This window comes from Streptomyces sp. NPDC028298 (genome assembly GCF_055565895.1).
The window spans coordinates 383,232-401,148 of the sequence record NZ_JBVHTL010000004.1; the positions used below are offsets into that span (position 1 = coordinate 383,232).

Sequence of the window (17,917 nt, forward strand, 5' to 3'; positions counted from 1 at the left end):
TCGGACATCGTGTGCGCCACCCTTGTGACAGCGGACGTCACGTTGCCCTTCGCGGCACGCCCACGCATCCAACGAACCGCGAGATCACTGATAGGGACGGACGCGCGTGGACCTGTTCGAGTACCAGGCGAGGGACCTCTTCGCCAAGCACGGTGTACCGGTGCTGGCCGGTGAAGTCATTGACACGCCTGAGGCAGCCCGCGAGGCGACCGAGCGTCTTGGCGGCAAGTCCGTCGTCAAGGCCCAGGTGAAGGTCGGTGGCCGCGGCAAGGCCGGCGGCGTCAAGCTCGCCGCCACCCCGGACGAGGCCGTCGCCCGCGCGACGGACATCCTCGGCATGGACATCAAGGGCCACACGGTCCACAAGGTGATGATCGCCGAGACCGCGCCCGAGATCGTCGAGGAGTACTACGTCTCGTACCTCCTCGACCGCACCAACCGCACCTTCCTCGCCATGGCGTCCGTCCAGGGCGGCGTGGAGATCGAGGTCGTCGCGGAGGAGAACCCCGACGCCCTCGCGAAGGTGCCGGTCGACGCCAACGAAGGCGTGTCGATCGAGAAGGCCCGCGAGATCGTCGCCCAGGCGAAGTTCCCGGCCGAGGTCGCCGAGCAGGTGGCCGAGATCCTGGTGACGCTGTGGGACACCTTCATCAAGGAGGACGCCCTCCTCGTCGAGGTGAACCCGCTCGCCAAGGTCGCCTCCGGCAAGGTCATCGCCCTTGACGGCAAGGTGTCGCTGGACGAGAACGCCGAGTTCCGTCAGCCCGACCACGAGGCGCTCGTCGACCACGCGGCCGCCAACCCCCTCGAGGCCGCCGCCAAGGCCAAGAACCTCAACTACGTCAAGCTCGACGGTGAGGTCGGCATCATCGGCAACGGCGCGGGTCTCGTCATGAGCACCCTCGACGTCGTCGCGTACGCCGGTGAGAACCACGGCGGCGTCAAGCCCGCCAACTTCCTCGACATCGGCGGCGGCGCCTCCGCCGCGGTCATGGCGAACGGCCTGGAGATCATCCTCGGCGACCCGGACGTCAAGTCCGTCTTCGTCAACGTCTTCGGTGGCATCACCGCCTGTGACGAGGTCGCCAACGGCATCGTCCAGGCGCTCCAGCTCCTCGCCGACAAGGGCGAGGCCGTCACCAAGCCGCTGGTCGTGCGTCTCGACGGCAACAACGCCGAGCTGGGTCGCAAGATCCTGTCGGACGCCAACCACCCGCTGGTCCAGCGCGTGGACACCATGGACGGCGCGGCCGACAAGGCCGCCGAGCTCGCGGCTGCGAAGTAAGGGACGAGGGACTAAACAGCCATGGCTATCTTCCTCAACAAGGACAGCAAGGTCATCGTCCAGGGCATGACCGGTGCCACGGGCATGAAGCACACCAAGCTCATGCTCGCGGACGGGACGAACATCGTCGGTGGCGTGAACCCGCGCAAGGCGGGCACGTCCGTCGACATCGACGGCAACGAGATCCCCGTTTTCGGCACGGTCGCCGAGGCCATGGAGAAGACCGGCGCCAACGTGTCCGTCCTCTTCGTGCCGCCGGCCTTCGCCAAGGCCGCCGTGGTCGAGGCGATCGACGCGGAGATCCCCCTCGCGGTCGTCATCACCGAGGGCATCGCCGTCCACGACTCCGCCGCCTTCTGGGCGTACGCGAAGGCCAAGGGCAACAAGACCCGCATCATCGGCCCGAACTGCCCCGGTCTCATCACCCCGGGCCAGTCCAACGCCGGCATCATCCCGGGCGACATCACGAAGCCGGGCCGCATCGGCCTGGTCTCGAAGTCCGGCACGCTGACGTACCAGATGATGTACGAGCTCCGTGACATCGGCTTCTCCTCCGCCGTCGGCATCGGTGGCGACCCGGTCATCGGCACGACGCACATCGACGCGCTCGCCGCGTTCGAGGCCGACCCCGACACCGACCTGATCGTCATGATCGGCGAGATCGGCGGCGACGCCGAGGAGCGCGCGGCCGACTTCATCAAGGCCAACGTGACGAAGCCGGTCGTCGGCTACGTCGCCGGCTTCACCGCGCCCGAGGGCAAGACCATGGGCCACGCCGGCGCCATCGTCTCCGGCTCCTCCGGTACGGCCGCCGCGAAGAAGGAGGCCCTCGAGGCCGCCGGTGTCAAGGTCGGCAAGACGCCGACCGAGACGGCCAAGCTCGCCCGCGAGATCCTCGCCGGCTGAGCCGACGCCCGACCGAACGCCGGTGGGCCCGCACCCTTTCGGGGGTGCGGGCCCACCGGCGTTCCACGTCCCGGGCCACCGGCGTCAGCGGTTCTCCGGGATCAGCCGTTCGGGGCCGTTCATCTGCTGGGACCTCAGCCGGGCCCGCAGCTTCAGCTCCGCCGCGGACAGCGGCCCGGGGGCGGCCCGGGGCGGCAGGCCGTGGATGGTCTCCGGCGGCGCGAGAGGCTCCTCGTAGTGGTCCGGAGCGGTGCCGAGCGTCAGGGCGGTCACCCCGATCAGCAGGGCCGTGAAGGCGATGGCCGCCCGGGTCCACTGCTGGGCCCGGCGCTCGCCGTACCAGCGGACCGTGCGGGGCTTCGCCGCCCGCAGCCGCTCCGCGCTCGCGAGTTCGGTGAGCCGCCGGTGCAGTTCCTCCGGCGACGCCAGCTCCGGCAGCCGTTCGGCGACGGCCTCGCGCGCGTGCAGCACCCGGTTGGCCGCCGCGGGCGTGCTCGCCTCCGTCTCGGCCGCGGTCTCCGGCAGCCCCAGCCCCACGCCGTCGTACAGCAGCAGGGTGCGCCGGTACACCGGCGGCAGTTCCAGGAGTACGTCGAGCAGGGCGCGGTCGGCGGCGCCGGCGGGCGGCGCCTCGGGGTGACGGTAGCGGGGGCGCAGCCGGTGCCAGGGGGAGAGCGCGTACTCGTACGCCGTGGCGCGCACCCATCCGGCCGGATCCCGGTCCACGGCCACCTCGGGCCAGCGGTACCAGGCCTGCTGGAACGCCCGTTCCACGGACTCGCGGGCCAGTTCGCGCCGCCCGGTCAGCAGATAGGTCTGCCGTACGAGGGCGGGGGCGCAGAACGCGTAGAGCGCGTCGAAGGCCTGAGCGGGTGTCAGGGAAGGCTCCGAGAGTCCGGCGTGCGCGTCCTCGGCGAGCCACTCCTCGGTGGGCAGCCCCTCGGTGAGCCGCCCCTCGGCCCGCTTGCGCCCGGGCCGCTCCCCGACACGGGCGGAACGTTTCTTTGCGGCTCCGGCTCCGGCCCCGGCTTCGCCGCCTGTCCCCGCGCTCACCAGCTCCGCGGCGAGGTCCTCCTGAGGGACGGTCACCTCCGGCCGGGCGGCGGGCTGATCGGCCGTGAGCAGCCTCGTGTACTCCTCCCGCATACGGCCGCGCGGGGCCGAACGGCCGGTCTCCCACGAGCGCACCGTCGACCGGCTGACGCCCAGTCGGCCGGCCACATCGGCCTGGGTCAGCGACCGGCCCTCGCGCAGACGGCGGCGCTCCTTGGGCGCCGGCAGCGGGGTGGCGGGGCTCTGTGTCATCTCAGGTTCCACAGAAAGCCCCTTCGTACGAAAAAGTACATAACTGCATATTGAGCGACACATCCAGGGTTCGCCTGTTACGACGAGAAAGCGCGTGTCGTTGGGAGCATGAGAGCCGTGACCCAAATCACCGACCGCAGGCTCTCGTTGTCGCACCTGCTCACCCGAATGCGCGACCGTTCACCCGGACTGGCCACGAGCCTCCTGGGAGGCGTCTTCGCCGCGGGGCTCGGGCTCGCCTGGTTCGCCATCCTCGTCATGGTGCTGTGGATCAGCTCGCCCTATCCGGACAGCGGGCCGGACGGGGCGCTGCACGTCGCCGCCGGGCTCTGGCTGCTCGCGCACGGCGTGGAGCTGATCCGCACCGACACACTCTCCGGACTGCCGATGCCGGTGGGGGTGACACCGCTGCTCCTGCTGGCCCTCCCGGTGTGGCTGCTGCACCGGGCCGCACGCGAGGCGGCCGACGTCACCTCGGAGTCCTCGCCGCACACGGCGTGGGCCGGGGTCGTGGCCGGCTATCTCTCCGTCGGCTGGGCCGCCGCGGCGTACGCCGCGGGCGGGACGCTGCGTCCGGCCTGGGCCTGGACGGCGATCTGCCTGCCGCTCCTCGCGGTGATCGCCGCGGGGGCGGGCGTCTGGACGGCGCACGGACGGCCGTGGGGACCGGGCCCGTTCAGGGGAAGGCGGGCCGCGAAGGCGCGTCCGCGGACAGCGGGGCGCCCGGATTCGGCCGTACGCCGTCTCGTCACCGCCGACGACCGGGTGCTCGGCGGCGCCGCGCGGGCCGCCGCGGCCGGGATCGCGGTCCTCGTCGCGGGTGGGGCCCTGCTCGTGACGGCGTCGCTCGTGTGGCACGGGGACACGGCCCGCGCCTCGTTCGTGCAGCTCACCGGCGGGTGGTCGGGTCGGTTCGCCGTCCTGCTGCTCTGTCTGGTCCTGGTGCCGAACGCGGCCGTGTGGGGGGCGGCCTACGGGCTCGGTCCGGGAGTCGTCCTGAGTGCGGGTCATGTCGCCGGTCCGCTGACCGCGGCCGTCTCGGGGGCGCACGCGCCGACCGAGCTGCTGCCCGCGTTTCCGCTGCTCGCGGCACTGCCGCAACCGGGGTCGGGGGAGCCGTCGCCCTGGCCGAGCGTGCTGGTGCCGCTGGCCGCCGGGGTGACCGTGGCGTGGTTCGTGGTGAAGGCGGGGGCCGCGCAGGGAACTCCGGGCCGGGAGGAACCCTGGCCGCTCGGGCGGACGGTGACCGCCGTGGCGATCGCCGCCGGATGGTGCGGCGTCGCGCTCGGCCTGCTCGCCGGGCTGGCCGGGGGACCGCTCGGGGTCCGCGCCCTGGCCCACTTCGGGCCGGTGTGGTGGCAGGTGGGGCCCGCGACGGCGGTGTGGACGGCGGTCGTCGGGATTCCCGTCGCGGCGGGCGCGGCCGGATGGCGGGCCCGGGGACGCGCGGCCGCCGGGAGCGTGAGTGTCCGCCGGGGCGCGCGGGGGACCGGGCGGACTTCGTGGTCGCTGTCGCGGCTGCGTGCCTGGATGCCGGGGCGCCGGGGCACCTCGGCCCTGCCGCTGCCGACGCCGGTTCCGCACCAGGGGATGGTGTCCATGTCCGGTCAGGCCGACCCCGCGGTGCCGTCGGTCGTGGACAGCTTCGATCCGTACGAGGCGTACGACCCGTACGACTCCTACGACCCCTTCGAGCCGTACGACCCGCTGCCTGGGGAGCCCACGGGAGGCGGCCGGCACGCGGACGCGTCGAGGGAGGCCCGATGGGAGGCGCTGAAGAAGGCGGGTGAGGCTCCCGTCGGGTCTCCGGAGCAGGGACCGGAGGACGGTGGCGCGGACCGCCGGGACCGGCCGGAGGACCCGGAAAGCCCCGGAGACCGACCGGAAGGCCTTGGAGGCCTGGGGGACTTGGCGGACGACGGGAGTGCAGACTCGCAGGACCCCGCCTCGGACACCCCGGGGAACGGCTCGGCCCGCTGAACCGGGACGGCACCGCTGCCCGGGGGCGGCCCGGGCAGCGGGACCGGCGTCAGTCGTGGGTGCCCAGGATGCCGCGCAGGTCCTTCGGGAGGAGGTCGTTGCACGACTTCTTCGCGGCGGTCGTCAGGGCGTCGTTCGTGCAGGAGTAGTAGTCGCTGTAGACGAGGTGGGCGGTGAAGACCCCGGCGACCAGCACGATGGCCAGCGACGCGGTCACGATGCCGCTCACCGCGGCGGTCATCTGCGGGCGGGCGTTCGGATCGGGGGCCGGGGCGTCGGGGTCCGGCGTACGCGACCTGGACCGCAGCGCGCTGCCGCCCCAGTACAGGGCGAGCGCGCCGAGCAGCAGTGCCACGTACGGCCAGCCGAAGAGGACGAAGAAGAACGCCCACATGCCGGAGAGCAGTGCGTAACGGGCGCGGCGCTGGGCCGGGTCCGTGGGGTCCCAGCGCATGCCTCCGCCGGGGGTCCCGCCGGGACCGCCTTCGGGGCCGCCCTGGCCCTGCGGGGCGCCCGGCCGGTCGCCGAAGCCGCCGCCGCTGGAGGGACCGGGCTGCCGGTCGCTCCACTGGCTGCCCCAGGGCGAGTGCCCGGAGCCCTGCCGGCCGTCCCCGTCGTTCTCGCCGGAGCCCTGACCATGCCGGCGCGGCTGCCAGGGCCGGTCGGGTGTCCCCTCCGGCGGCGGCGCGAACGGGTTGTCCTCCTGGCCCGAGGTCTGGCCGGACGGGGGAGTGCCGGGCTCGTCGGGTTCGCGCTCGCCCGAGGGGCCGCCACTTCCGCCCGAGCCGCCGCCGTTCTCGTCCGCGGAGCCGGGCCCGCCGGTGGAGCCGTCCTCGCCCGGCCTCGGCGGGGTGGACGAAGAGCGCCGCTCGCGCAGCAGGAGCGGAGGGAGTCGGAGACTGCGGTCCGGCATCAGGTGAGCGTCTTCCCCTTGGTGGTTCGGGCAGGCGGTGGGTCCACACATCATCGCGCTCGCGACGTGCGCCCCGGGCCGTTCCTCCCGGGCTGACGCCTCGGGCCGGTCCGCCCCGGACCCACGCCCCGAGCTTCGCACTCCGGGCTCGCGCCCCGAGTTTCGTGCCCCGGACGCGTGTTCCGGACATCGCCGGAACCCGTGCCGCAGGTGGTGCCGGGGTCATGCCCCGGACGTTCGTTCTCGTCCCAGGTCAACGTCCCGCGCGCACAGGGCGTTCCCCGTGCCGGAGGCGTTCCCGGGTGGATCCTCCCCAGACGCTACCTTCCGGCCTCGCCCCCGTCCCGTGGGGGCCGCCCGGTGTGCCGGTATCGTTGCTGACGGTCGGCCGCTTCGTAGACTTCCCCGTATCCCGGGGCGCGAAGCATTCGTACGACCGTACAAACGCTCCCCCGAGAAAGGGCCCCCTCGTGGCCAAGACCAAGCGCCTCGTCGTGCTGGTCTCCGGATCAGGTACGAATCTGCAGGCACTGCTCGACGCCGTCGCGGAAGCGGGCGCGGCGGCCTACGGGGCCGAGATCGTGGCCGTCGGTGCCGACCGGGACGGCATCGAGGGGCTCGCGCGGGCCGAGCGTGCCGGGCTCCCGACCTTCGTGTGCAAGGTCAAGGACCACGCCGGCCGGGACGACTGGGACCGGGCGCTCGCGGAGGCGACCGCCGCGTACGAGCCCGATCTCGTCGTGTCCGCCGGGTTCATGAAGATCGTGGGGAAGGAATTCCTCGCCCGCTTCGGCGGACGGTTCGTCAACACCCACCCCGCGCTGCTGCCCAGTTTTCCCGGAGCCCACGGCGTCCGTGACGCGCTCGCGTACGGAGCCCGGGTCACCGGCTGCACCGTCCACTTCGTCGACGACGGCGTCGACACCGGACCGATCATCGCCCAGGGCGTGGTCGAGGTCCGCAACGAGGACGACGAGAGCGCTCTGCACGAGCGCATCAAGGAAGTCGAGCGAAGACTGCTCGTCGATGTCGTGGGGCGGCTCGCCCGCAACGGCTATCGCATTGAGGGACGAAAGGTAGTTATCCAGTGACCGCCGACAGCACAGTCACGGCCGAGAGCACCGAGGGCACCAAGCGGGTCATCCGGCGCGCGCTCGTCAGCGTGTACGACAAGACCGGTCTCGAAGAGCTGGCCCGTGGGCTGCACGCCGCCGGCGTCGAGCTCGTCTCCACCGGCTCCACCGCCGCGAAGATCGCCGCGGCCGGTGTGCCCGTCACCAAGGTGGAGGAGCTGACCGGCTTCCCCGAGTGCCTGGACGGCCGGGTCAAGACCCTGCACCCCAAGGTCCACGCCGGGATCCTCGCCGACCTGCGCCTGGAGAGCCACCGGCAGCAGCTCGCCGAGCTCGGCGTCGAGCCGTTCGACCTCGTCGTCGTGAACCTCTACCCGTTCAAGGAGACCGTCGCGTCCGGGGCCACCCCCGACGAGTGCGTCGAGCAGATCGACATCGGCGGTCCCTCGATGGTCCGCGCGGCGGCCAAGAACCACCCCTCCGTCGCCGTCGTCACCAGCCCCGGCCGCTACGACGACGTCCTCGACGCCGTCCGGAGCGGCGGCTTCGACCTGCGCACCCGCAAGCGGCTCGCCGCCGAGGCCTTCCAGCACACGGCCGCGTACGACGTCGCCGTCGCCTCCTGGTTCGCCTCCTCGTACGCGCCCGTCGACGACTCGCAGTTCCCCGACTTCCTGGGTGCCACCTGGGAGCGCTCGCACACCCTGCGCTACGGCGAGAACCCGCACCAGCCCGCCGCCCTCTACACCTCCGGCACGGGTGGCCTCGCCGAGGCCGAGCAGCTCCACGGCAAGGAGATGTCGTACAACAACTACACGGACACGGACGCCGCGCGCCGTGCCGCGTACGACCACGAGGACCCCTGCGTCGCGATCATCAAGCACGCCAACCCGTGCGGGATCGCCGTCGCGTCGAACGTCGCCGAGGCGCACCGCAAGGCGCACGCCTGTGACCCGCTGTCCGCGTTCGGCGGTGTGATCGCGGTCAACCGCCCGGTCACCAAGGAGATGGCCGAGCAGGTCGCGGAGATCTTCACCGAGGTCATCGTCGCGCCCGAGTACGAGGACGGCGCCCTCGAAGCCCTCACCAAGAAGAAGAACATCCGCGTGCTGCGGGCCCACCAGGCCCCTGCCGCCCCCGTCGAGATCAAGCCCGTCGACGGCGGCGCGCTGCTCCAGGTCACCGACCGGCTCCAGGCCGCCGGCGACAACCCGGCGAGCTGGACGCTGGCGACCGGCGACGCCCTGAGCGAGGGCGAGCTCGACGAGCTGGCCTTCGCGTGGCGTGCCTGCCGCGCCGTGAAGTCCAACGCGATCCTGCTCGCCAAGGACGGCGCCTCGGTCGGCGTCGGCATGGGCCAGGTCAACCGTGTCGACTCCGCGAAGCTCGCGGTCGAGCGGGCCGGCGCCGAGCGCGCTCGCGGCTCCTACGCCGCCTCGGACGCGTTCTTCCCGTTCCCCGACGGCCTGGAGATCCTCGCCGACGCGGGCGTCAAGGCCGTGGTCCAGCCCGGCGGCTCCGTCCGTGACGAGCTGGTCGTGGAGGCCGCGAAGAAGGCCGGCATCACGATGTACTTCACCGGGACGCGGCACTTCTTCCACTGATCGCCGCGGTCGGGTCGGCCCGGCGTCGGGTTCGTCCTGGCGGTCGGGTTCGGTTCCGTGGATGACGCGAGGGCCGTGTCCCCCCTGACAAGGGTGGGACACGGCCCTCGGTGCGTACCGGACCGCTCAGTAGCGGGGGCGGTTGAACCACGCGGCGCCCGACGGCGCGATCATCGCCGCCGCCATCACACCGCCGAAGCCGATCCACAGCAGCGCGAACACCAGCGACGCGGAGGAGCCGACGTCCGCCGCGTTGATCAGGCCGAGGAAGCCCAGCAGGGAGCCCAGGATGCCGTACACCATGGTGGTGATCCGGATGCCCTGGCCGCCTCTGGTGAACTTGACCCCCAGCGTGATCGACAGGCCCGCGAGGCCCAGGAAGATCAGCGCGAACACGAAGATGATGCCGGCGGAGGCGTGGCCGATGTCGGACAGGCCGTTGTTGCCGAAGGTGTCCTCGCCCGCGTTGGACGCGTCGTTGATCGTCGCGGCGCCGAAGATGGCGAAGATGCCGATCAGGATCTGCACGCCCGCCACGATGTAGAGCAGTACGCGCGCGGTGACCATCAGGCCCGGCATGGTCTGCGGCATCATGTTGCCGCCCGGGTAGCCGGGGTACGCGGGCTGCTGCGGGTAGCCGTAGCCCTGCGGGGGGACGCTCGGCGGGGCCTGCGGGTACCCGTATCCGGGGGCACCCGGCGGGGCGGCGGGAGGCTGCTGCGGCGGCGGGCCGTAGGGGTTGTTCGGGTCGCCGAAACTCATGGCGGGGTTCCTCCGTTGCCTCTTGCGGGGACTACGCGCGGCACGGTTCGGAGGAATTTCTACAGAGCGGTCCGTCCCCCCGGTACTGCCCGCGACACTGTGTGTGCTCATCGTTCTTTAGCAGACTCTTACTTGTCCAGCGAACTTCCCTATGTGTTGTGCAAGTGCAACATCGGTGATCATGGCCGGAATCGGGGGAATCGGGTGGTCTGGGGTCGTCGGGGGGTGGCCGAGACGGCGTGGGGAAGCGGTGGGGGGCCGCGGAAAGGCTGGTGCGGGGGCGTCTCGGGGGCCGGTGCGGCCCCTGATTGGAACCTGGACCGCGTCATCCGGGAGGATGGGGGCCATGACCGCCCAGATTCTCGATGGCAAGGCCACCGCAGCCGCGATCAAGTCCGACCTGACCGTCCGCGTGGCGGCCCTGAAGGAGAAGGGCGTCACGCCCGGCCTCGGGACTGTCCTGGTCGGGGACGACCCCGGAAGCCAGAAGTACGTCGCCGGCAAGCACCGCGACTGCGCCCAGGTCGGCATCGCCTCCATCCAGCGCGAACTGCCCGCCACCGCCACGCAGGAAGAGATCGAGGCGGTGGTCCGCGAGCTGAACGAGGACCCCGCCTGCACCGGCTACATCGTCCAACTGCCGCTCCCCAAGGGCATCGACGAGAACCGCATCCTGGAACTCATGGACCCGGACAAGGACGCGGACGGCCTGCACCCGATGAACCTCGGGCGTCTCGTCCTCAACGAGCCCGCCCCGCTGCCCTGCACCCCCAACGGCGTTCTCACCCTCCTGCGCCGCTACGGCGTGGAGATCAAGGGTGCCGAGGTCGTGGTCGTCGGTCGCGGTGTGACCATCGGGCGTCCGATGCCGCTGCTGCTGACGCGGCGCAGCGAGAACGCCACCGTCACCCAGTGCCACACCGGCACCCGTGACCTCTCCGCGCACCTCAAGCGCGCCGACATCATCATCGCGGCCGCCGGCTCCGCGCACCTCGTCCGCGCCGAGGACGTGAAGCCCGGCGCCGCCGTCCTCGACGTCGGTGTCTCGCGCAGCGCCGAGGGCAAGATCGTCGGAGACGTCCACCCGGACGTCGCCGAGGTCGCCGCCTGGATCTCTCCCAACCCGGGCGGTGTCGGGCCGATGACGCGGGCCCAGCTCCTCGTCAACGTGGTGGAAGCGGCAGAGCGCAGTGTCGGCTGACGGCAACACCCACGAGTCCGGGGCCGGCGCGGGGCGCGGTGGCCGGGGGGTCGCCGCCGTGCGGTCCGGGGCCGAGAAGGAGACCGAGGTCGACGCCGTGTCGAAGACTGACGCCGGGGCCGGGGCCGGGGCCGGGGCCGGGGCCGGGGCTGTCGCTGAGGCCCGGTCTGAGGGCGGCGCTGAGGTCGAGGCCGAGGTTCGGCACGATGTCGAGACCGAGACCGAGACCGAGACCGAGGCCGATGCCGAGGCTGCGGCTGAGGGTGGGGCCGGGGGTTCCGATGAGATGAGCGTCCGCGACGCCATCAGCGCTCCCGACGCCCAGGGCGAGCCGCGGCGCACCACGCGGCGCTTCCCGCTTTTCACCCGGGACACGGCTCGGCCCGAGGGCGGTGGCCGGGCCGCGCCCGGAGACGCCCCGGCGCCCGCGCGTCAGTGGCCCATCCTCACCGTGCTGTCCGCCGTCGCGCTCGGTCTGCTGCTCACCGCGCTCGACGTGTTCCGCGTCGGCACGATCCTGATCGGTGCCGCGCTGCTCGCGGGTGCCGTGATGCGATGGATGCTGCCCAGCGTCGGCATGCTCGCGGTCCGCTCCCGCTTCACGGACATGGTCACCTACAGCGTCCTGGGCGTGGCCATCGTGGTGCTCGCGTTGATGGCGCAGCCCAACCCGGTGCTGGAGATCCCGTTCCTGGACGACACCCTGCACTTCACGGTTCGCTGAACCGCGGTCGGCCCGTCCTCTCCTTCGGGGAGGGCGGGCTCTGTCGTTCCCGGGAATGACGACGGCCCGTCCTCTCCCCCGAGTCAAGGACGGGCCGCGCTCGGGCGGTTGTTCCGCCCGGGGTCAACCCTTGTGCACGAGAACGCGCTGTTCAACAGCTCTCGGCCGCCTGTGGCACGGAAGTGACCATTCCGGCACGGTGTGCGTGCCGTATGACGGCGGTCGTTCAACTTGCTTGCCGCGGCCGGTGGGTGGGGGCGGGTTCTGTCCGGTGGGTGGGTCGGGGCCGTGCCGGTGCATCAGCCCATCGCCGTCGGGTGAGGAGTGACCGTCGGTGGCGACGGCCATTGATGTACCGGCACGGCCCCTCGCGCCGGATCCCGGCTGCGGGTCCAGGGTCCAGACGGTTCCAACCCCGGCCCGCCGAAGCTTTCAGCTCCGGCCGGCGAAATTTTCAGCCCCTCCGGCGATTGAGGAGCGGGGTCTGGGGCGGAGCCCCAGGGGTGGGACGAGTAGGGGCGGAGGGGGCGAAAGACGGCTTTGGGCTGGGGCGGAGAAAACTTTGGGATGGGGGGATTGAGTTGGTTCCGAGGGGGCAGGCGATCCCTACCCCCACGGGATCCGGCGCTGTCGGGAAGGGGGGAGATCCCTTCCCGGAGCACCTGGTACCCCCTTTGGCGGTCGCCGAGTTCACCCTCTCCCGGACCCGGCGACCGCCTGCCCGGGGGATCCACGACGCATCTGTGGGGTGGGCCACACGCACCCTGACGTCCGGCGTCCCGGATGCGCGATAGCCTGACGGCGGATCTCTCTTGACGCCGAGAGATCGATCATCGGAACCCTTGATCGATCATTGCGGTGGTTGCAGGGGACGATCCTGCACCCGGGGCAGGGACGCCCCACCGCCTGCTGTCATACGGAGAACGCCATGACTCGCACTCCCGTGAACGTCACCGTCACCGGCGCGGCCGGCCAGATCGGTTACGCCCTGCTCTTCCGCATCGCCTCCGGCCAGTTGCTCGGCGCGGACGTTCCGGTCAAGCTGCGCCTCCTGGAGATCACGCCGGCGCTGAAGGCCGCCGAGGGCACCGCGATGGAGCTCGACGACTGCGCCTTCCCGCTTCTTCAGGGCATCGACATCACGGACGACCCGAACGTCGCCTTCGACGGCACCAACGTCGGTCTGCTCGTCGGCGCCCGCCCCCGTACCAAGGGCATGGAGCGCGGCGACCTGCTCGAGGCCAACGGCGGCATCTTCAAGCCGCAGGGCAAGGCCATCAACGACAACGCCGCGGACGACGTCAAGATCCTGGTCGTCGGCAACCCCGCGAACACCAACGCGCTGATCGCCCAGGCCGCCGCTCCGGACGTACCCGCCGAGCGCTTCACCGCCATGACCCGGCTGGACCACAACCGCGCGCTGACCCAGCTCGCGAAGAAGACGGGCACCACGGTCGCCGACATCAAGCGTCTGACCATCTGGGGCAACCACTCCGCCACCCAGTACCCGGACATCTTCCACGCCTCGGTCGCCGGCAAGAACGCCGCCGAGGTCGTCAACGACGAGAAGTGGCTGGCGGAGGAGTTCATCCCGACCGTCGCCAAGCGTGGTGCGGCGATCATCGAGGCCCGTGGCGCGTCCTCGGCCGCCTCGGCCGCCAACGCCGCCATCGACCACGTCCACACGTGGGTCAACGGCACCGCCGAGGGCGACTGGACCTCCATGGGTATCCCGTCCGACGGTTCCTACGGTGTGCCGGAGGGCCTCATCTCCTCCTTCCCCGTCACCACCAAGGACGGCCGGTACGAGATCGTCCAGGGCCTGGACATCAACGAGTTCTCCCGCACCCGCATCGAGGCCTCCGTCAAGGAGCTCGAGGAGGAGCGCGAGGCGGTTCGTTCCCTCGGCCTGATCTGATCCCGATCGGTCTGATCCGATCGCGAGCGATCTGATCCGGCCGACCTGATCCGACGTAGTGCGCGGCTTCGCCCGGGTGGTCATCACCACCCGGGCATCGCTGTGTTCGGGGCGTGGGGCTTCGTGCGATGCCCGTCCTTGTGCGGAGGGCGTTGAGCGTACGGAAAGTACGTAGCGAACGTATGTGCTTTGTCGCCATAAAAGTGGGTGCCGATGGCGGAATCCTCACTATCGTCGTTACGGAGCGGGGGGTGGCGGGATGGCACAGCGATGGGACGCGGAGCGTCGGCAGTGGGTCGAGGACGGTACGGGGCCGACGGACGGTGGGGTTCAGGACGGTGTGGACGCCGGCGGGGTGCCGCCGGCCGGGGATCAGCAGTGGTGGGCGGCGGCCACTCAGGCGGGTCCGCTGCGGCCGGATTCCTATCCGCCCGCGGGCTCCGCGCCACCGCAGCCGCCCCAGCCGCCGCATCAGCAGCAATGGGCCCACTCCCAGCAGCAGGCCCAGGCGGCCTGGTCGCACCAGCAGTCGCAGCCGCAGACCTGGCCGGGCGGTGTCGTGCCGCCTCCGGGTGGTGGCCGTCCCGGCGGGTCCGGTGACGCGCGGCGGCTCCTGCTGGTGATCGTGGCCGTGGCCGTCCTTGCGGGGGGTGTGGGCGGCGGGCTGTGGGCGGTGACCCGGGGCGACTCGGCGAAGCATCCGGAGGCGCACTCGTCCGGGCCCTCGGTCTCGGTCACGCCGTCCCAGCCCGGCGTGACCCCGGGCACCTCGAACGGCTCGGGCGGGGAGGGCACGTACACCGCCCCGGCCGTGACCACCGCCCCGGCGCCCGCACCCGGGTACAGCCGTTCGGTCGATCCGCTCGGCTACACCGTGGACGTGCCGGCCGGCTGGGCCCGCGAGGAGACGCAGGGCAAGCTGGCGCCCGTCGTGACCTACACGGCACCCGGAGGCGATCGACGGCTCATGGTGTTCCAGGTCAAGGAGGCCACCGTGACGGACTCCTCGGCGCAGGCCCAGTCCATCGCGGAGGGGTTCCGGGGCTACCAGTACCTGGACCGGCGGTCCGGCGCCGACTGGACGGAGTTCAGCTACCGCTACGACAGCAAGCAGTACGGGGCGACGCAGACCGTCGATCACCGTTTCCAGGCCGCCGACGGCACGCCGTACGCCATCATCGTGTACTCGCCGCCGGGCACGGACATGTCCGAGCAGCTCACGACGGCCGTGAACTCCTTCTGTCCCACCGGGTTCTCCTGCGCGAACGGCACCTGAGGGCGTGACCGTCGCTAGCGCGGGGGTGGTTGCGCCGCCCTCGCGCCGCGCAGTCGCTTCTCGAACCAGTGCGCCGCGTACACGTTGTCGTCGTAGCGCGGGATCTCGATGTACCCGCACGCCCGGTACATCTCCTGGGCCTCGACGAGCGCGGCGTGCGTGTCGAGTCGTACGACGGTGAACCCGCGCTCCGCGGCCCGCTGTTCGAGCCCGTCGAGGAGGCGGCGTCCGAGACCGAGCCTGCGGGCCCCGGGGTCCACCCACACATGGCGGATCTCGCCCGCCCCGGGGCCGAGGCGGCGCAGGGCGCCGCAGCCCACGGGGCGGCCCTCCTCGTAGGCCACGAGGAAGGCGCCCGCCTCGCCCGACACCTCGTCGGGGCGGACGAGCGTCGCGGGGTCGAAGCCCTCGGGGAACCGCGCGTCGATGTCGGCCGCGTACGCGTCGAGGCAGGCGCGGGCGTCGGGGGAGGCGCCGTCGACCGTCTCGACGGTGATCGCGGCGAGCCGGAGCAGCCGGTGCGCGGTGCCCAGGGCCCTGGTCAGTTCCGTCCGCCGCCGGGCGTCCAGGCCGCCGAGCAGTCCAGCGGCGAGCGCGTCGGCCAGCCGGTTCTGCTCCTTGATCTCCGCCTGCCCGGCGGCCGTGAGCTCGGCGATCCGCAGCCTGCTGTCACCGGGATGGACGCTCACCCGGACGAGGCCCTGACGCTCCAGGGCCCGCACCATCCGGCTCAAGTACCCTGCGTCCAGGCCGAGTCGGGCCCGCAGTTCGCGCAGGGAGGCTCCCGTCCCGCCGATCTCGAACAGCAGCCGGGCCTCTCCGAGCGGGCGGTCCTGGCCGAGGTAGTGGTCGTCGAGGGCTCCGATGCGCCGCGTGAAGTAGCGGTTGAACCGCCGCAGCGTCTTCACCTGCTCCGCCGGCACGGGGGGCGCCGGGGTGGGGACCGTCGGCGCGGGGGCCGTCGGTTCCTCGTCCGCCGGCATTGGCGGCTGTTCCTCGTCCGCTGGCACTGGCTTCATCCTCCTTCGGCCGCGCTCCGGTTCCTTCGGCTCGCTGTCCCGGTCCTTCGGCCCTCCGTCCCGGCTGCCGGGTTCCTGGGGCGCTGACCGCTGACCGGTGACCGCTCTCGGCTGACGGCTTCGTCGGGGTCCCTTTTTATTTGACTTTAGTCAAAGGTGTAGCGGGTGTCCATCGGTGTTCGCCGGATGGTTTGTCCGTCTTTCGGTGGGTTTTTCCGTGACGCGGCGCACTTCCGGTGCCGGATCGCGCATGTGGTCGGGGGCGAGGGGCAGGTGCTCACAGCTCACGGGGGCGACACCCGCGTGACACAGGGGGATCGAACAGGAACGGAAGGCAACACCGACCATGGCAGGACAGCAGGCAGAACAGACCATCCACGTGGGCGGCGAGTGGCGCCCGGCGCTCTCCGGCGCGACGCGCGAGATCCTCGACCCCGCCGATGCCGTGCCGTTCGCCGTGGTCGCGGAAGGTGACGAGAAGGACGCGGACCTCGCGGTCGCCGCGGCCCGCCGCGCCTTCGACGAGGGACCCTGGCCGCACACCCCGGTCGCCGAGCGCGCGGCCCTGCTGCGCCGCGTCGCCGACCTCCTCGTCCGCGACCGCGAGGAACTCGGCCTGCTCGAAAGCCGGGACGCGGGCAAGACGCTGGAGGAAGGGCGCGTCGACATCGACTGTGTCGCCGACGCCTTCCGCTACTTCGCCGACCTCGTGGTGGGGGAGGGCGGCGGGCGGGTGGTGGACGCCGGGTCGGCCGACGTCCACAGTGTCGTCGTGCATGAGCCGGTCGGCGTGTGCGCGCTCATCACGCCCTGGAACTATCCGCTGCTGCAGGCCAGTTGGAAGATCGCTCCGGCTCTCGCCGCCGGTGACACCTTCGTGGTCAAGCCGAGCGAGATCACCCCGCTGACGACGGTCGCCCTGCTCCGGCTGCTGGCCGAGGCGGGCCTCCCCGACGGTGTCGCGGGACTCGTCACCGGCCCCGGACACACCGTCGGCGCCCGCCTCGCCGAGCACCCCGACGTCGACCTCGTCTCGTTCACCGGCGGTCTGGTCAGTGGTACGAAGGTGGCGCGCGCCGCCGCCGACACGGTCAAGAAGGTCGCGCTCGAACTCGGCGGCAAGAACCCCAACGTCGTCTTCGCCGACGCCTGCGCCACCGAGGAGGGCTTCGACACCGCTGTCGACCAGGCCCTCAACGCCGCCTTCATCCACAGCGGTCAGGTGTGCTCGGCCGGCTCCCGGCTCATCGTCGAGGAGTCGCTGCGGGAGCGCTTCGTCGCCGAACTCGCCCGCAGGGCAGGTGCGATCCGGCTCGGGCGCGGCACCGAGGACGGCGTCGAGTGCGGCCCTCTCGTCTCCGGGCAGCAGCGCGAGAAGACCGAGGCGTACGTCGCCTCCGCGCTGGCCGAGGGCGCGGTGCTGCGGGCCGGCGGCAAGCGGCCCGAGCCGTCGGGAGTCCGGCCCGCCACCGGCTACTTCTACGAGCCGACCGTGCTCGACCAGTGCCACCGCGGGATGCGGGTCGTCCGCGAGGAGGTCTTCGGTCCCGTCCTGACCGTGGAGACGTTCACCACCGAGGACGAGGCCGTCGCGCTCGCCAACGACACCGAGTACGGCCTCGCGGGCGCCGTCTGGACCGCCGACGCCGGCCGCGCCCGCCGTGTCGCGGGGCGGCTGCGCCACGGCACCGTCTGGATCAACGACTTCCACCCCTACCTCCCGCAGGCGGAGTGGGGCGGCTTCGGACGCAGCGGCGTCGGGCGCGAGCTCGGTCCCGCCGGGCTCGCCGAGTACCGCGAGACCAAGCACGTCTACCAGAACCTCGCGCCGGCGCCCGTCCGGTGGTTCGCCGGCTGACCCGGCAGCGGGCATCAGGCATCAGGTAGCAGGCAAGTGGTCGGCCGTCAGCAGGCCCTGGTCGGCAGGCAGCCCTCGGTGGTCAGCCGTCGG

14 protein-coding genes are annotated in these 17,917 nt (G+C 72.0%); 10 read left to right on the top strand and 4 right to left on the bottom strand.

Going from position 1 to position 17,917, the window contains the following annotated elements:
- Window positions 1–106 precede the first annotated feature (106 nt).
- Window positions 107–1,285 carry an ADP-forming succinate--CoA ligase subunit beta gene (gene sucC, locus ACZ4TO_RS20720; RefSeq protein WP_339131016.1) on the top strand — a complete coding sequence of 393 codons (1,179 nt, stop codon included), beginning with the start codon at window positions 107–109 and terminating at the stop codon, window positions 1,283–1,285.
- Window positions 1,286–1,306: 21 nt separating this feature from the next.
- Window positions 1,307–2,191, top strand: a complete 885-nt coding sequence (sucD, locus tag ACZ4TO_RS20725) for a succinate--CoA ligase subunit alpha (protein WP_382793164.1) — start codon at window positions 1,307–1,309, stop codon at window positions 2,189–2,191.
- Between the two features lie 84 nt (window positions 2,192–2,275).
- Here the strand turns inward: sucD and ACZ4TO_RS20730 are convergent, their stop codons facing one another.
- Window positions 2,276–3,496, bottom strand: a complete 1,221-nt coding sequence (locus ACZ4TO_RS20730; RefSeq protein ID WP_468024933.1) for a helix-turn-helix domain-containing protein — start codon at window positions 3,494–3,496, stop codon at window positions 2,276–2,278.
- Between the two features lie 108 nt (window positions 3,497–3,604).
- Between ACZ4TO_RS20730 and ACZ4TO_RS20735 the strand changes: the two genes are divergently transcribed.
- Window positions 3,605–5,476 (top strand): cell division protein PerM, encoded by a 1,872-nt coding sequence (locus ACZ4TO_RS20735; protein ID WP_468024934.1) that lies wholly within the window; start codon window positions 3,605–3,607, stop codon window positions 5,474–5,476.
- 49 nt (window positions 5,477–5,525) lie between these two features.
- Here ACZ4TO_RS20735 and ACZ4TO_RS20740 read toward each other — a convergent pair whose 3' ends face one another.
- Entirely contained in the window at window positions 5,526–6,389 is an 864-nt protein-coding gene (locus ACZ4TO_RS20740) for a hypothetical protein (RefSeq protein WP_468024935.1), read from the bottom strand.
- Between the two features lie 470 nt (window positions 6,390–6,859).
- On the opposite strand from ACZ4TO_RS20740, the gene purN reads away from it, so the two are divergent.
- Both purN and purH read left to right on the top strand, forming a co-directional pair.
- Window positions 6,860–7,480, top strand: a complete 621-nt coding sequence (gene purN, locus ACZ4TO_RS20745) for a phosphoribosylglycinamide formyltransferase (protein WP_382793174.1) — start codon at window positions 6,860–6,862, stop codon at window positions 7,478–7,480.
- Entirely contained in the window at window positions 7,477–9,066 is a 1,590-nt protein-coding gene (purH, locus tag ACZ4TO_RS20750; protein WP_382793177.1) for a bifunctional phosphoribosylaminoimidazolecarboxamide formyltransferase/IMP cyclohydrolase, read from the top strand. The genes purN and purH overlap by 4 nt, the downstream gene beginning before the upstream one ends.
- 126 nt (window positions 9,067–9,192) lie before the next feature.
- On the opposite strand, the gene ACZ4TO_RS20755 is transcribed toward purH, so the two are convergent.
- Window positions 9,193–9,828, bottom strand: a complete 636-nt coding sequence (locus ACZ4TO_RS20755) for a hypothetical protein (protein WP_382793180.1) — start codon at window positions 9,826–9,828, stop codon at window positions 9,193–9,195.
- Between the two features lie 346 nt (window positions 9,829–10,174).
- On the opposite strand from ACZ4TO_RS20755, the gene ACZ4TO_RS20760 reads away from it, so the two are divergent.
- The 4 genes from ACZ4TO_RS20760 to ACZ4TO_RS20775 all read left to right on the top strand — a co-directional run bounded on the left by ACZ4TO_RS20760 (window position 10,175) and on the right by ACZ4TO_RS20775 (window position 14,947).
- On the top strand, window positions 10,175–11,029 hold the full coding sequence (locus tag ACZ4TO_RS20760) for a bifunctional methylenetetrahydrofolate dehydrogenase/methenyltetrahydrofolate cyclohydrolase (RefSeq protein ID WP_037626775.1): 855 nt from the start codon (window positions 10,175–10,177) through the stop codon (window positions 11,027–11,029).
- Window positions 11,030–11,315: 286 nt separating this feature from the next.
- Window positions 11,316–11,753 carry a DUF3017 domain-containing protein gene (locus tag ACZ4TO_RS20765; RefSeq protein ID WP_382793183.1) on the top strand — a complete coding sequence of 146 codons (438 nt, stop codon included), beginning with the start codon at window positions 11,316–11,318 and terminating at the stop codon, window positions 11,751–11,753.
- A gap of 928 nt (window positions 11,754–12,681) precedes the next feature.
- On the top strand, window positions 12,682–13,671 hold the full coding sequence (locus tag ACZ4TO_RS20770; protein ID WP_385047448.1) for a malate dehydrogenase: 990 nt from the start codon (window positions 12,682–12,684) through the stop codon (window positions 13,669–13,671).
- A gap of 259 nt (window positions 13,672–13,930) precedes the next feature.
- A complete protein-coding gene (locus tag ACZ4TO_RS20775; protein ID WP_382793188.1) occupies window positions 13,931–14,947 on the top strand; it encodes a hypothetical protein in 1,017 nt (338 codons plus the stop codon).
- A gap of 14 nt (window positions 14,948–14,961) precedes the next feature.
- On the opposite strand, the gene ACZ4TO_RS20780 is transcribed toward ACZ4TO_RS20775, so the two are convergent.
- Entirely contained in the window at window positions 14,962–15,930 is a 969-nt protein-coding gene (locus ACZ4TO_RS20780; RefSeq protein WP_468024936.1) for a bifunctional helix-turn-helix transcriptional regulator/GNAT family N-acetyltransferase, read from the bottom strand.
- Between the two features lie 382 nt (window positions 15,931–16,312).
- On the opposite strand from ACZ4TO_RS20780, the gene ACZ4TO_RS20785 reads away from it, so the two are divergent.
- On the top strand, window positions 16,313–17,824 hold the full coding sequence (locus ACZ4TO_RS20785) for an aldehyde dehydrogenase family protein (RefSeq protein ID WP_468024937.1): 1,512 nt from the start codon (window positions 16,313–16,315) through the stop codon (window positions 17,822–17,824).
- Window positions 17,825–17,917 lie beyond the last annotated feature (93 nt).

Excerpts from the sequence above, each read along its gene's own strand:
- ACZ4TO_RS20735 (WP_468024934.1), top strand. The coding sequence starts at position 3,605 with ATGAGAGCCGTGACCCAAATCACCGACCGCAGGCTCTCGTTGTCGCAC.
- ACZ4TO_RS20765 (WP_382793183.1), top strand. The coding sequence starts at position 11,316 with ATGAGCGTCCGCGACGCCATCAGCGCTCCCGACGCCCAGGGCGAGCCG.
- ACZ4TO_RS20730 (WP_468024933.1), bottom strand. The coding sequence starts at position 3,496 with ATGACACAGAGCCCCGCCACCCCGCTGCCGGCGCCCAAGGAGCGCCGC.
- sucD (WP_382793164.1), top strand. The coding sequence starts at position 1,307 with ATGGCTATCTTCCTCAACAAGGACAGCAAGGTCATCGTCCAGGGCATG.
- ACZ4TO_RS20740 (WP_468024935.1), bottom strand. The coding sequence starts at position 6,389 with ATGCCGGACCGCAGTCTCCGACTCCCTCCGCTCCTGCTGCGCGAGCGG.
- ACZ4TO_RS20770 (WP_385047448.1), top strand. The coding sequence starts at position 12,682 with ATGACTCGCACTCCCGTGAACGTCACCGTCACCGGCGCGGCCGGCCAG.
- ACZ4TO_RS20760 (WP_037626775.1), top strand. The coding sequence starts at position 10,175 with ATGACCGCCCAGATTCTCGATGGCAAGGCCACCGCAGCCGCGATCAAG.
- ACZ4TO_RS20785 (WP_468024937.1), top strand. The coding sequence starts at position 16,313 with ATGGCAGGACAGCAGGCAGAACAGACCATCCACGTGGGCGGCGAGTGG.
- ACZ4TO_RS20755 (WP_382793180.1), bottom strand. The coding sequence starts at position 9,828 with ATGAGTTTCGGCGACCCGAACAACCCCTACGGCCCGCCGCCGCAGCAG.
- ACZ4TO_RS20780 (WP_468024936.1), bottom strand. The coding sequence starts at position 15,930 with ATGCCGGCGGACGAGGAACCGACGGCCCCCGCGCCGACGGTCCCCACC.
- ACZ4TO_RS20775 (WP_382793188.1), top strand. The coding sequence starts at position 13,931 with ATGGCACAGCGATGGGACGCGGAGCGTCGGCAGTGGGTCGAGGACGGT.